This is a genomic window from Eubacterium sp. AM05-23 (assembly GCF_003477535.1).
Classification (GTDB): domain Bacteria; phylum Bacillota; class Clostridia; order Eubacteriales; family Eubacteriaceae; genus Eubacterium; species Eubacterium maltosivorans.
Genome location: NZ_QUDF01000002.1, coordinates 118,115 through 131,667, shown reverse-complemented (window position 1 = coordinate 131,667; position 13,553 = coordinate 118,115). Strand labels below are relative to the sequence as shown.

Genomic DNA, 13,553 nt, shown 5'->3' with positions numbered 1-13,553 from the left:
AAATAAGGTTTATTGATGATGTAAAGTTAATGCGGAAATTTATTTTTCGCCTGTTCTTAAGTAGGTGTTTAATTCTTCAACAGACATGCCGTCAATCCCCAGGTATTCTAAAGTATAGCCGTTTTCTGTCAGGTCTCTGCCGTGGATTGCGTTAGCCAGGTTGATCATAGAGTCAACAACAGGTGTTTCTACGCCTAAAACATCGCCTAACTGCTGGTATACATAGCAGCCAACCGGGATATCTTCAGTGATGTAACGGTTGTTCATGTCGAAGGGGCCGGTACCGTACTGGATTGGATCCTGTTTGTCGAATGGAATTAAGTAATCCAGTCCCATGTATTCCTGGCCAAGAACATTTTCACGTGAGAAGAAGTGTTCTTTTTCGTATGGCTGGATGCCAACGCCCAGTTTTTCAGCTAAGCTGCATTCTTCTTCATAGAAGGTGTACTGTACCTGAGAAATGGATGGGCAGTATGCGTGAGAGTAGATTGAGAATTTATATTTGTCTTCACCGAAGATGGTTCCGAAGTTTTCCATTGTGGATACGCCAAGGATTGCGCCTGGGCAGTGAAGTACAGGGTTAACATTTGAGAAACCAGTATCTAATACTGTGTCGCCTGCTACTGCGCCGTCGCCATTGGTTACAGCGTCCATAGATGGTAAATACTTGGAGCTTTCGATGAAAGCTTCTGTATCGGTCGCTGGCATTGCAGCGCCACGCAGGGTGATTGCACGGTAGTATACTCTGATCTTGTGAGTGATAACACCACCCGGCATATCAACACGGCTGCCGTATGTAGAAGAAGACCAGCCGCCGATGATAACTTTTGCGGTGCAGCCAGCTTCACGCATCATTTTGCGTAAGATTAAAGAACCATAGTTATCTGGGAAGATGTGGATAACCTGTCCGTCTTCCAGACATGGGATTAATTTTTCAAAGAAAGGTTTGTGACCAAAGGTCGGTGTTGCCACAACGATGATGCCTGCGCCCTTAACAGCTTCTGCTACATCGGTTGTAACCTTGTCCATTTTAGCAAAGCCTTCACGTTCGAAGCCGTACAGGTTACACTGTTCGCCGTAGAATTTGATCCCGACTTTGTCAACATTCATTAATGTTTTCTGTGCGAAGGGTTCCATGTCGCAAATTCTTACTTTTGCGCCGCCTAAAGCACAGTCCCCTGCGATTGCTTTACCAACACCGCCTGCGCCCAATACCGCGATTGGTTTGTCTTTTAAATAACTCATATCTGCCATTGTTTTCATTCTCCTTTTTTGTTCCTTTGGATTTTCTTTTACTTTTTTAATTTGTGTGATGCCATTATATAACGCAATATGCGTGCCAAATTTAAAACGGCCTGAAAAGATTCTTACTTTTTTTGTAAAAAGCCTGTTTAAGCCATTTTCCGGAGTCCACTGGCAGCTCAAAGGATTTTTACCAAAAATTCAAACCGCAAATTTTTTTGCTCTTTTTGAGGGAATCACGCTTATTTTCTAAAAAAACCGTTATTCTATGGCGATTTTAAGCCCTTTTTAAAAATGTGTAATCGATTTTTGCACATGCATATTTTTTTGCGCCCTCTGTTATCTTTTAGAATTTGACCAAAAAACAGCGCCTTATTCTTCGATAAAAGGCACTAAAAACGGCGCTGTTTTTATTAAAAACCCCGGAGACCTCCTGTTTTTTCATTCGGTTTTATTTAATAGAGTAAAATTTAGCCCTCTTTTTGAGACCCACCTGCCCGATTCCTCAAAAAAATACTCCAAAATATGGAATGATTTGTTGTTGACAATCAAAATCATTCTCGTTAGAATTAAGGTAGAATAAATATTGGGGAACGGATTCTTTGTAGGCTACAACCTCAAAGGTCCGAGAGAAGGAGTATCATCATTATGAAAAAACTTAAAGTAACCGATCAGTCACTCTGTATGAATTGTCTTGCCTGTGAATGGGCTTGTTCAACTGCTTTCTATAAAGACAGAGCTTATGGTCATGATTTATCCTGTATTAAAGTTGACGTAAAAGACAACGGCGACTTGAAAACCAAGGTCTGTGTGCAGTGCGGCAAATGCGCTAAAAACTGCGAAGCCGGCGCAATCTCCCAGAATCCTAAGGGCGTTTACATGATCAACAAAAAGCTTTGTACAAACTGCGGTAAATGCGTTGAAGTTTGTCCATTCGGCCTGATTGTCAAAGCAGAAGACAAGGACAGCCCATCCAAATGTATCGCCTGTGGTATCTGTGCAAAAGCATGCCCAATGGACATCCTTGAAATTGTCGAAAGCTAAGCGCTTTATCTAAAAATTCAAATTCGATCAATTAAAACGCTGTTTTCTTTTACTTGAAGCAGCGTTTTTTATATGAAGGCATCTAAAAAAAGAAGACCGCGGGGGACGGTCTTCTTTAAATACTAGCAAATTGAGGGAGTAAGCAATTTCTAGCATCATTCAGGCAAACAAGTATTTTTTAGTCGGCATTCCACTCCTGTGGAATGTATTTTTCTAATAATTTTTTCTGGAAATCGGCTAATTCAGGGAGTTTATAATTACCGATTCGTTCTTCTACCATATCAGCTGCCAGAGACTCTACACTTTTCGCGCCGTCTTTCAGCCAGTTTTGTGTCGTTTCGCGGTTCGCCAGTTTAGGAAGCATAAATTCTTCTCGATAAATCTTTGGTGTCCGTTTGTTAATGTAGCTTCCGCCTGGGCCGGCCTTGGCAATCTCTTCAACCATCATATGCTTGTCATCCACTGCAAAACCTTTAAACTGGCGCTTAACACTCAACGCGGTTTCTTCATCCAATACCAGTTTTTCAAAGCTGATGGTATTGTAGGTATCCAAGATACCGCAGGCGTGAATGATAAAATCGATGCCTGCGCCATAGGTTGCAAAGAGATTTAATGCGGTTTCCTTACCAGCCTGGTAATCGACAGCCTTGGCGTCTGTGAGCCCGCCGCCTGCCCGTACCGGCAGATGATAGTAATTGGCGATTTCCTTGGCATAGTATACAAACAACGGCGTCTCGGCGCCCCCGATTGCCATGGAGATTACCTTCAAATCGCCGCTTACGGCAGGGAGGCCGTAGACAACCGGCGTTCCTGGATTCACGAGCTGTGCCAGGGTAATGCCTGCCAGTATACCGGCATTGTTGGATACCAGCGTTCCTGCAATACTCGGCGGCAGGGTAACACCCGGGAAGCCGCCTTCCGCAACCACCACAGGCTGTCCAGCTCTCGCATAGACAATTAACGCCTCACACATGGCGGTGCTGATCCCTAAGGGCGACATTACATTGATCAGGCCTGCAACCACTGGCGTCTGGTCATGGATATCATAAAAATCCTGAGCCATCCGGATACTCATCTCAGCTGCTTCTTTTCCATCAACCATGCCCATGACCGGCTTGGTATGATATTTAAGGGCGGTCGCCATCTGATAGCCGCGCCGGATTTCCCTTGGTACGGCAACCGGCTCCATGACATTGGGGTTCCCGGCGTCAAGCACTGCGCTGCTCTCGTGCAGCTTGGTTACATCCACCAAATCCTGGGGGACTATGTCCTCAATTTTTCCATTTTTCAGGCGGTAGATCGGGCCATAGCATGGAACAGACACGCTGCCCCCATCGCCAATAACAACGCTTTTCTCACGCCCTCTCCATTCGAACTGGGATGGCGCGCTTGACAAGGCTTTTTCAACCATATCGGCTTCTATAAAAACCGTGTTGCCGCTGACTCTGGCCCCATGTTCTTTAAAAATCTGAAGGGCCTCTTCTTCATGAAAATTCACGCCGACGTTTTTTAAAACCTCCAGCGTCGCCTCATGAATTTTGTCGAGCTCTTCTTTTTCTGCAAAATTGAATCTTAATCTCATTTTCTCACTCCAACTTGTCAAATATTTTCTGCTTTTTCTTTCTTAGCGGCACGCTTTGCTTTCTTAGCTTCCAGCGTGCTTGCTTTTTCTTCCATAATGTATCTTCTGCTGTTAATCTTTTGTAAATCGATGGTTCCTTCCATTTCTTCCTGCTTCAGCGACTTAACCATTGAAATAATCATCAGAACCATGACAAACATGATGACAATAGAGGCGACAACCGAGGACAGCTGCAGGCTCTGAATCTGTCCTTTTCCGACAAGAATCATGGTGATCGCCAGCGCAGCAATCGAGATCGCCCAGACAGCTCTTAACGGTTTAGAAGGCATGGTTGGATTCTGGTCTTCCTTGGTTGATACCTGAGCGCAGACATATGAGAAAGAGTCTACGGTTGTTGCTAGGAACAGGAAGATTAAAATCAGGAACAGCACTGCCAAAATCTGGCCAAGCGGCAGATGCGACAGCATGGTAAATACAACAGACTGTGTGCCCATGTCATTCATGGAGGCAACCAGACCTAAGTTCTGGAACATTTCCTGGAAGATGGCTGTTCCGCCAAAGGTTGCAAACCACAGCCAGGTAGCGATTGGGGCAGCGCCCAGATGAACCAGCACGATTTCCTTTAATGTGCGCCCGCGTGAGATGTCCGCTACAAAGAGGCCGGTTGACGGTGCGGAAGCGATCCACCACGCCCAGTAGAAAATAGTCCAGCCCTGGGCAAAGCCAGTCTTATCAATGCTGTCAGTCCATAAAGCCATCGGGAAGAAGTTTCCAAGCATATCACCCAGCGAGCTGCTCATGGTATTTAAAATAAAAGCAGTCGGACCAACAATAAAGACGACTACACAAACGATAATGCAGAGCGGAATATTCAGATTACTGAGAATCTTGATTCCCTTGTCAATCCCGCTGACAGCGCTTGTGGTAAACAGCGCGGCCCATGCAACGGCGATGATAATATAGGTCAGATTGTTTTCCGGAATCCCGAAAAGCGAGAACAGCCCCGACGCCAGCTGAAGGATACCAAGCCCTGTGGCTGTGGTGACACCACCGACAACCCCGTACACCAGAAAACCGTCAAGAATACGGAATCCTTTTGATTTAACCTTATCACCAAAGATGGGTTCCAGCACACGGCTGAAAAACGGCGGCATTCCTTTTCTAAACATAAAGTAGCCCATGGTAACCCCAACAACCATGTAAATGGCCCATGGAACCCAGCCCCAGTGGAAAAACGCCTGTGCCAGCGCTCTTACAGCGGATTCTGCTGTGTAAGGCTCCATACCCATCGGCGGTGTCTGCAAGAAGCTCAACGGTTCTGCGGCTCCCCAGAAGACCAGGCCGACGCCGTAACCGCAGGCAATGATCATGGCAAACCATGAGAAGAAAGAATGCTGTGGTTTTTCATCATCTTTCCCAATCTTTACATTCCGGTAAGGTCCAAAGGCCAGCCAGAGGCAGAAGCCCAGGAACAGCAGTCCCAGCATCAGGTAAACCCAGCCAAAACCGTCTGTTAAGAAATTAAAAATAACATTAATCGCATCGCCCATTCCTGTTGGATCAATCAATGCCCAAGCCATCAGAGCTGCCAGAATGGAAAGTGCTGGAAGGGCGACCCACCAGTCAATCTGCTTCAGCCAACTCACTTTTTTCTTTTCGTTCATTTTTTCTCTCCTCTTACAAAATTTTCATCTGCGTTACTGCTTCGTGTCCCCCCTTCAGCAGTAAACTCCAGCAAAATGAATCGCAATTCTATATAAAGCAAGATCAATGCCAAAACAAAAATGGCTTAAATCAGCCGTTTTTAAGGGTTTATTCAGACGCACCGCATAATTTTTATGCATTTCTTTTGATTTTAATATCTTAAAAGTCCCTTAATCTGTAAAGAAATCAGAGCTGCAAAATAATTTTGCCAGCATAATTATTTTGCGAATTGCTTTGATTTGGTATGAATATTGCATTAAATATAGGAAGATGATTGGAGTGATTTTATGAAAAAAAACAAAAAATTTTTTCTCGACCCGGAAACCATTAAGGTTTTTGAGTTGGTAGAAGATATTGCCATCAATATTATTGATGACGGCGGCCGCTTTGTCTGTTTTTCCCAGGGCAGCGAGCTGTTGGATGGCATGAAGCGGGAGGATGTTATCGGGAAGCATGTGCTGGAGGTCTACCAGTTTTATGATGGTGAGGTTTCTCCCGCATTGAGAGTGTTAAAAAATGGCGAACCCTTAAAAGACTTTAACATCCGTTATATGAATGCCAAGGGGATGACTGTCGATGCGATCAGCTGTGTTTACCCTATCTTCGATAAGGCCGGAAGGGAGATTATCGGCTCCATGTGCATTTACAGAGATAAATCCGATTATATCTACCTCTCCAAAAAAATTGAACAACTTGAGGAAAAGCTCAAAAAACAGGAGAAAAACAACAATGGCACTCGTTACCAGATCTCGGATATTTCCGGCGTATCGGAAAGCATCCGCGACTGCACACAGCAAGCCGAGCTGGCTGCCAAGATTTCAGCGCCAGTGCTGATTTATGGCGAAACAGGCACTGGAAAAGAGGTTTTTGCCCAGAGCATCCACAATGCCAGCAGCAGGAGCAACGCCCCTTTTGTGGCTATCAACTGTTCTGCCATCCCTGAGACGCTGCTTGAAAGTACACTCTTTGGTACCGTAAAGGGCGCTTACACGGGCGCCGGTGACACTAAGGGTCTTTTTGAAGCAGCGGAGAACGGAACTGTTTTTCTGGATGAGATTAATTCCATGGACTTAATGCTTCAGTCCAAAATTTTACGTATTCTGGAAACCGGCACTTACAGGCGCGTTGGAAGCACAAAGGAGCTCACCACCAACGCACAGATCATCAGCGCTATGAACGAGCACCCGCATGCTGCCATTGAAAGGGGACGCATCCGCTCTGACCTGTACTACCGGCTGGCGACCCTCACCATTGCCCTGCCCCCGCTCAGAGAACGGCGCGAGGATATCATTCCGCTGGCGCTCTCTTTTCTGAGTACTGAGTCTGCCTCTATGGGAAAAAAGCTCTATGATTTTTCAGAAGAAACCAGAACACTACTCTATAATTACGACTGGCCCGGCAATGTCCGGGAGCTCAAGCACATTATTGTCCGCGCCATTCTGCTGGCTCCTTACAACAGCAATATTATCACATCTGAGCAGCTGCCGGCAGAGTTGAAGAAAAGCACCACCGGGCGCACGCTTTTGGACAATGAAACATGGTCTGCCAAAAGCCACGCTTCGCTCAAAAACCTGACGGATGATTTTGAACGGAAGGTGATCCTGCAGGTTTTAAATACCTACAATTATAATATCACCAAAAGTGCCGAGGCACTTGGCATGGTACGGCAAAGCCTTCAATACAAAATGCGGACCCTTGGCATCCAGAACAACCGCTATCACCACGCCGATCCTAAATCATAAGCATAAAAATAAAACAGCCTTTCGGCTGTTTTATTTTTGCTTTGGAAGTTTTTCGATGTATGTAATTTCCGGCGTGGTCATGTCACCGGTTATTACCAAATATAATTAGTTATTCTGAAGCAGATGCTTTGCCAAATCTTTTTTTCTTATTCTTTTTGGCCTCTGCCTCTTCTGCGGCTTCCGCCTCAGCTGCTTTAATCTGACGGTCAAGATCGGCCGCGTAGGTAATTTCATCTTGTTTGTTTTTACCAGACAGGAAATACCTCAGGAAACCGATGATCATGGCTATTTCCACAAAGAGCATCGGATAGCCCGCAATGGTCTTAACAATTTTTATGCCATTGATGCCGCCGGTAACGACGAACAGAATGGATACTGCACCGATTAAGACACCCCAGAAAACCTTGATCGGAAGCGGCGCTTCTTTAATATCAGAGGTCTGCTGTCTCAAGGACATCTGCGAAATGGTCGATGTCATGGAGTCGGCCAGCGTTATAAACGACAGGGCCACCAGAACAAGCATGATCACACGTATGATCATTGTACCTGGAACAAATTCGAATAATTTCATCATGAATGCTTCAGCACCGCTGGCATTGTAGAATTCCATTAAGTCATAAACGCCAGTTAACTGAATATTGATAGCGAATCCGCCAAAAATACCAAACCAGATAACGCCAAAAATAGATGGCAAAACAACATTAACGACGATAAACTGACGGATCGTACGGCCATAAGACATTTTTACCAAGAATAAACCAACAATCGGTCCAAAGGACAGCCAGTCAGTCATCCAGTATAAATCCCACCACTGTGGCCACATTTCAGAATCAGCGACAGCTGTTACAACTGGTTCTGTATAAGAGGTTAACGCGATGATATTGTTAATGTAGTAACCAAAGGATTCTACTGTAAGATTACAGATGTACTGTACCGGTCCACAGAAAAACATGAAAATCATCAGCGCGATAAAAATCCACGCATTTTTGTCAGACAACCACTGGATCCCTTTATCGAGACCTGTGGCGCTTGAAATCGTATAAGAAACAATAATGACAACTGCGATGGCAGTCCAGACCATTGGACCAGGTGTGATGCCGAATACAAAATCCAGACCTGCGCCGATCTGTAGCAGACCATATCCCAAAGAGCCGGCAACACCACCGACGATGGCGAATAATACGATCCCATCTAAAATATCATTAGCTTTGTCACTCAGGTCCTTACCGTTTTTCCAGTAAACAAGACCTGCGCTGGAGGCATAGCTTTTACCCATGTTCCAGTAAGCATAGCCACAGCAGATGGCTGCTACTGCATAGATGGAGTATGGCTGGAATGCCCAGTGCTGGAAACATTTTGCCAGAGACCAGATAATGGCTGCATAGCTTCCCGGTTCAACACCAGCAGATGCCGGCGGTGTAAAGGAAATGGTCAGAGGTTCAACAGCCCCCCAGAATACGATCCCGGTACCGATACCGGCACAAAGTGAGATCGCCCACCAGTTCCATGTGCTGTATTTTGGCTTGGCATTCGGTCCCCCAAACTTCGTGCTGCCAATTGGATGCACAAACAAGAAAAACAAGAATCCTAAAAATAACAGGATACCAAGAGCTACCAGCCAGCCACCGCTGTGCATGAGCTCCAAGAAAAATGCAGTCATCGTGTCTGTAAAGTTCGGATCCGTCGCACCCAGGATCAAAACAGCGCCCATTAAAACAATAGGAATACCTACAGTTATCAGTCGGACTTTCTTAAACATAATACTTCTCCCTCTTTTTTAGATTTTCGAATATGACAAGCCTTACCCTTTAACCAGCCTATTACCCATATTATTTTGATGGTAACCTTTTAAACTTCCATTGACAATCGAGTGTTTTGCACCCTATACTATGGGAATAAGCTGGTTTTGGGAAAAGCCTATCATTTAGCGAATGACTATGCAATTATATATTGCAAGGTTCGTGCCAATTCGTAAATCTATTTTTTTCTCCTATTTAAGCTAAATTAAAGGGTTTTTCGTGAAAACGGCTTCTTTCTGCAGTGCAAATTTTTATGCACCATCGTTTTGCAATGCTTTTCAAACCCTCTGTTTAAAAGAGTTTTGAACAATATTGTCATCATTTTTTGCGTGTAATCTTTTTTTGCGTTTTTGGAACCGTTTTTTTCTTCAAAAACTTTAAATTTTTCTGGAAATTTTTTATTTTTTTTATTTCTTCCTTTTAATAAGCAAGTTCTTTCGCGTAAACAGGCATAAAAATCTTTTTTAAATTCATGATGAATGCAGACAAATTTGGCACAAAGCTTGCATTAAATAACAGCAACAAGTAAACAGGCAAACATCAACATTTAAATTCAGGGAGGAATAAAAAATGCAAAGAGATTTAGCCATCAATTACATGACGACACGGAAAAATCATACCTGCTACGGTATGGGGATTGGTATTATGGTACTGGACGACGCTTATCCAGGATTCCCAGGGGATGTCCGCAACGCAAGCGCCTGGGGTTTCCCCATTCAGTATGAAATTGCCAAGGGTGTTGACAACTACACACTCGTATGGGAACAGGATAAGACCCCCTGCCGCGAACCGATTGTGCAGGCTGCCAAGAACCTGGAAAGAATGGGCTGCCGTGCTGTCGCCGCTGAATGCGGATACTTCGCATATTTCCAGCAGGATGTCGCTGCTGCGGTTGACATTCCGGTCTTTATGTCCAGCCTGCTTCAGGTGCCGTTTATCCAGCAGCTGATCGGGCCGAAAAACGCGGTTGGCATCATCTGTGCCCAGAAGCGTTTCTTAACCGATACCCACCTCGAAAAGGTCGGCATTGACTTGAACAGTAATTTCCACATCGCTGGCGCTCAGGATGAGTACGGCTGTCCGCAGTTCGATACCCTCTGGGATCACGAAAAACGCCCGGCTGTTCCGGAAAGCTACTATGATGAATCCGAAAAGGACATGATCCGCATTGCCAAGGAATTCATCGCAAAACACCCGGATATTAAGGCCATTATGTTAGAATGCACGGGTATGCAGCCATTCGCAAGAGCGATCCAGCGCGAAGTGGACCTGCCGGTATTCTCCTGGGGGACGCTGCTTGACTATGCTTGGTCCTGCGTTGCCCACCGCGATTACTACGGACATATTTAATTAATATATGTCAGCAATTAATGGTTTGTGCGGGAGTTCTCTACGGGCTCCCCACAATCTGATTAATTGCTGTCTTTACGGCCTTCTGTTAAACGGATTTAAACCATTAATTGCTATGAAAAGAGGAAAACATATGAAATCTTATGAAAATTATATTTCAAAAGATGATGTTCAGAAAATTCACGAGACTTCTTTAAAAGTATTAGCTGAAGTTGGTGTGATCTTTGAGCATCCAGAAATTATTGAACTGTTTAAAAGTCACGGAGCCCGCGTAGACGGCAACACCGTTTATATGGATGAAAAGCTTGTGATGGACGCACTGTCCACCGCACCCGCATCCTTTACTGTTGAAAATTCCAAGGGCAACCACACCTTTGGCGGCGGCGCGCGCGTGCTCATGCCGGCTGTGGGCAGCATCTACCGCTTGGAATCTGGTAAAATCCACAAGATGACCAACGATGAAACCGTTGATCTCTTTAAAATTTCCGATACCAGTGATGTCATTGACTGTAACTACTTCAATGTTTTCCTGGAAGATAAACAGCTGTCCATGGAAGAACGGATCTACAGTCCCGTTGCCATGGTTTTAAAATATTCCCATAAAACCGGGCTTCACCTGATGCCGAACACGTTCCCAATCCAGGGCGATATCCGCGAGCCTTTCAAAAAAGGGCTTGAACTGATCAACCGCTTTGAAGGCCGCGCGGATGTTTACAATAATATCGTGCATGTCAATTCTTTGTCCCCCCTTTGTTTTGACCACGATCCACTTGTAAAATTCCTGGTTGGGGCTGAAATGAACCAGCCGCTGTGGTTCTCGCCGTGCGCGATGCCAGTGCTCACCGGACCACCGTCTGTGGCCGGACTTCTGGCAATGTCCAACGCTGAAGTCGTTGCTGGCATGGTCATGGCACAGCTGGCCCGCCCTGGCATTCCTGTGGTCTATGGACAGACCTCTGCCTCCACCAACTTAAGAGAAATCCAGCTCTCCATCGGCGCGCCGGAAACCGCTCTGATTTCCTACGCGACTGCCGGTCTGGCGGATTTCTACAATGTACCTTTCCGTACTGGCGGCGGCCTGAGTGACGCCAAGGATTTCGACGCCCAGACTGGCTACGAATCCGACATGATGATCCGTTCTACCTTAGATGCTGGCCCTGACCTGGTGCTGCATTCCTGCGGTATTCTCGGCAGCTTCAACATCACCAGCTTTGAAAAATTCTTAATGGACGAAGATGTCTACCGTATGAACAGACGTCTGCTTTCTGGCATTGAAGTCAATGAGGACACACTCTGCTTCGACACCATTAAAAAGGTTGGTCCAAGGGGCAACTACCTCCAGGGCCGTACACCAAAGATGTTCCGCAAAGAATTTTTCACACCAAAATACTTCAATAAAGAAGACCCGAACCAGTGGCAGCAGAATGGCAACAAGCCGGTTGTCGACACGCTTACACAGGCAGTTAACGAACGTCTTGAATCCTACTGCCCACCGGAAATTACCAAGGAACAGGAAGATATGCTTAACCCGTATATCCCTGAAAAATACAGAGATCACATCTAAACTTTCGTTTTACAGGAGGAGAATAAAATGAAAACCACAAAAAGAAATATTGACTTTGGCGTTTTAAATAAAGAAAAGATTGAGACCATTCATGAAAAGAGCCTGGAGCTTCTCGCAGATTTCGGTATGCGCGTCGCTGGCGACCGCACCCTGGAAGCCTTAAAAGCATACGGCTGTGAAGTAGACGGCAATATGGTTAAATTCCCAAAAGCAGTGGTTGAAAAAGCACTGAACACCATTCCTAAAGAATTAACCTTATACAACCGTGACGGAAGCCCGAGCATGGTCATCAACAGCAAGAACAACGTTTATTTCGGTACGCACTCTGACCAGCTTGAATACCTGGACTACAAGACCAACAAGGCCCGCACTTTCATGAAGGCTGATACCAAAACCATGTGTACGCTTGCCAGCGCACTGGAAAACATCAGCTTTGTCCTGTCTGTTGGGATGAGCGGCGACGTTGACCCGGCGGTTCAGTCCCAGGTCACTTTCATCGAAACCGTTAAAAACTTTGACAAAACCATCAACTTCTCAACCAATGACATCGAATCCTTACAGGAAATCATTGATATCGCAGCTGTTGTCGCTGGCGGTCACAAGGAACTGGCTGAAAAACCATTTATCTTCAACTATTGTGAACCCATCCCACCCATGACCCACCCCATCGAAAGTACTGAAAAACTCTTTATCAGCGCAACCAACAAGATTCCGGTTGTCTACATGCCTTACTGCATGATGGGTGGTACTGCTCCCATCACCATCGCTGGCGCCCTGACACAGAACAATGCTGAAATCCTTGCTGGCGTTGTCATCACACAGGCTGTCAACGAAGGCGCACCGATGATTTACGGCTCCATGCCTACAGTCTTTGACATGAAAACCACGGTCGGCTCCTATGGGGCTCCGGAATTCCACCTGTCCGTCGCTGCTGCCTCCGAACTGGCAGACTACTATCAGCTGCCCTTCTTCGGCACTGCCGGCTGCTCTGACGCTAAAACCGTTGACCCACAGTCTGTCTCTGAAATCCAGATGGAACTCTTCTCTACCATCCTGAGTAAAGCCAATATCGTTCACGATATCGGTGTTCTGGATCACTGCAACAGCGTCGCGCCCGCAATGGTGGTTCTGGCCAATGAAATGATCAATCAGCTCAGCGCATACTCTAAGGGTGTTGAAGTCAACGACGAAACACTGGCCATGGACGTTATCAAACAGGTCGGCCACGGCGGACATTACCTCAACGAAATGCACACCCTCTCAAATTTCAGAAGCGTATGGTATCCTGAATTCTATGACCGCAAGATGGTTAACCCCGATGAATCTGAAATCATGAGTCAGGTTACTGAAAAAATCGACAACATTCTGGCAACACATGAAGTACCCGCTCTGGAACCAGATGTCTTAAAACAGATCGAAGAAATCGAAAAGAAATACATCTAATCCCCTTATTAATAATATGTTTGAATTTTGGGCAGTCTCATTTTGGGCTGCCCTCTACCCATTTTTTGTAATGTGTGCTATGC

Annotated in this window: 9 protein-coding genes; 5 read left to right on the top strand and 4 right to left on the bottom strand. The window is 45.6% G+C overall.

Going from position 1 to position 13,553, the window contains the following annotated elements; translation table 11 throughout:
• Positions 1-39: 39 nt before the first annotated feature.
• Positions 40-1,254 carry an NAD/NADP octopine/nopaline dehydrogenase family protein gene (locus DW091_RS02845; protein WP_058696424.1) on the bottom strand — a complete coding sequence of 405 codons (1,215 nt, stop codon included), beginning with the start codon at positions 1,252-1,254 and terminating at the stop codon, positions 40-42.
• 636 nt (positions 1,255-1,890) lie between these two features.
• On the opposite strand from DW091_RS02845, the gene DW091_RS02840 reads away from it, so the two are divergent.
• Positions 1,891-2,286 (top strand): 4Fe-4S binding protein, encoded by a 396-nt coding sequence (locus DW091_RS02840; RefSeq protein ID WP_013381949.1) that lies wholly within the window; start codon positions 1,891-1,893, stop codon positions 2,284-2,286.
• Between the two features lie 178 nt (positions 2,287-2,464).
• On the opposite strand, the gene DW091_RS02835 is transcribed toward DW091_RS02840, so the two are convergent.
• Both DW091_RS02835 and DW091_RS02830 read right to left on the bottom strand, forming a co-directional pair.
• Positions 2,465-3,868 (bottom strand): trimethylamine methyltransferase family protein, encoded by a 1,404-nt coding sequence (locus DW091_RS02835; protein ID WP_096918978.1) that lies wholly within the window; start codon positions 3,866-3,868, stop codon positions 2,465-2,467.
• 17 nt (positions 3,869-3,885) lie between these two features.
• Positions 3,886-5,532, bottom strand: coding sequence for a BCCT family transporter (locus DW091_RS02830; protein ID WP_058695505.1), 1,647 nt, complete (start codon positions 5,530-5,532; stop codon positions 3,886-3,888).
• Positions 5,533-5,859: 327 nt separating this feature from the next.
• Here DW091_RS02830 and DW091_RS02825 point away from each other — a divergent pair, with 327 nt between their 5' ends.
• The gene (locus tag DW091_RS02825) at positions 5,860-7,314 is read left to right on the top strand and encodes a sigma 54-interacting transcriptional regulator (RefSeq protein ID WP_118517357.1); all 1,455 of its coding nucleotides are present in this window, start codon (positions 5,860-5,862) and stop codon (positions 7,312-7,314) included.
• Positions 7,315-7,423: 109 nt separating this feature from the next.
• On the opposite strand, the gene DW091_RS02820 is transcribed toward DW091_RS02825, so the two are convergent.
• Positions 7,424-9,073, bottom strand: a complete 1,650-nt coding sequence (locus DW091_RS02820) for a BCCT family transporter (protein ID WP_118517356.1) — start codon at positions 9,071-9,073, stop codon at positions 7,424-7,426.
• Positions 9,074-9,683: 610 nt separating this feature from the next.
• Here DW091_RS02820 and DW091_RS02815 point away from each other — a divergent pair.
• The 3 genes from DW091_RS02815 (at position 9,684) to DW091_RS02805 (ending at position 13,470) form a co-directional block, all read left to right on the top strand.
• Positions 9,684-10,463: an aspartate/glutamate racemase family protein gene (locus tag DW091_RS02815; RefSeq protein ID WP_058695508.1), complete on the top strand. Its 780-nt coding sequence runs from the start codon at positions 9,684-9,686 to the stop codon at positions 10,461-10,463.
• Positions 10,464-10,596: 133 nt separating this feature from the next.
• Positions 10,597-12,027 (top strand): trimethylamine methyltransferase family protein, encoded by a 1,431-nt coding sequence (locus DW091_RS02810; protein WP_224168729.1) that lies wholly within the window; start codon positions 10,597-10,599, stop codon positions 12,025-12,027.
• Positions 12,028-12,054: 27 nt separating this feature from the next.
• The gene (locus DW091_RS02805; RefSeq protein ID WP_118517354.1) at positions 12,055-13,470 is read left to right on the top strand and encodes a trimethylamine methyltransferase family protein; all 1,416 of its coding nucleotides are present in this window, start codon (positions 12,055-12,057) and stop codon (positions 13,468-13,470) included.
• Positions 13,471-13,553: the final 83 nt, after the last annotated feature.

What these genes read in the sequence shown, in the direction of transcription:
- DW091_RS02830 (WP_058695505.1), bottom strand. Translation starts at nt 5,532, where the DNA reads ATGAACGAAAAGAAAAAAGTGAGTTGGCTGAAGCAGATTGACTGGTGG.
- DW091_RS02835 (WP_096918978.1), bottom strand. Translation starts at nt 3,868, where the DNA reads ATGAGATTAAGATTCAATTTTGCAGAAAAAGAAGAGCTCGACAAAATT.
- DW091_RS02820 (WP_118517356.1), bottom strand. Translation starts at nt 9,073, where the DNA reads ATGTTTAAGAAAGTCCGACTGATAACTGTAGGTATTCCTATTGTTTTA.
- DW091_RS02805 (WP_118517354.1), top strand. Translation starts at nt 12,055, where the DNA reads ATGAAAACCACAAAAAGAAATATTGACTTTGGCGTTTTAAATAAAGAA.
- DW091_RS02840 (WP_013381949.1), top strand. Translation starts at nt 1,891, where the DNA reads ATGAAAAAACTTAAAGTAACCGATCAGTCACTCTGTATGAATTGTCTT.
- DW091_RS02810 (WP_224168729.1), top strand. Translation starts at nt 10,597, where the DNA reads ATGAAATCTTATGAAAATTATATTTCAAAAGATGATGTTCAGAAAATT.
- DW091_RS02815 (WP_058695508.1), top strand. Translation starts at nt 9,684, where the DNA reads ATGCAAAGAGATTTAGCCATCAATTACATGACGACACGGAAAAATCAT.
- DW091_RS02825 (WP_118517357.1), top strand. Translation starts at nt 5,860, where the DNA reads ATGAAAAAAAACAAAAAATTTTTTCTCGACCCGGAAACCATTAAGGTT.
- DW091_RS02845 (WP_058696424.1), bottom strand. Translation starts at nt 1,254, where the DNA reads ATGGCAGATATGAGTTATTTAAAAGACAAACCAATCGCGGTATTGGGC.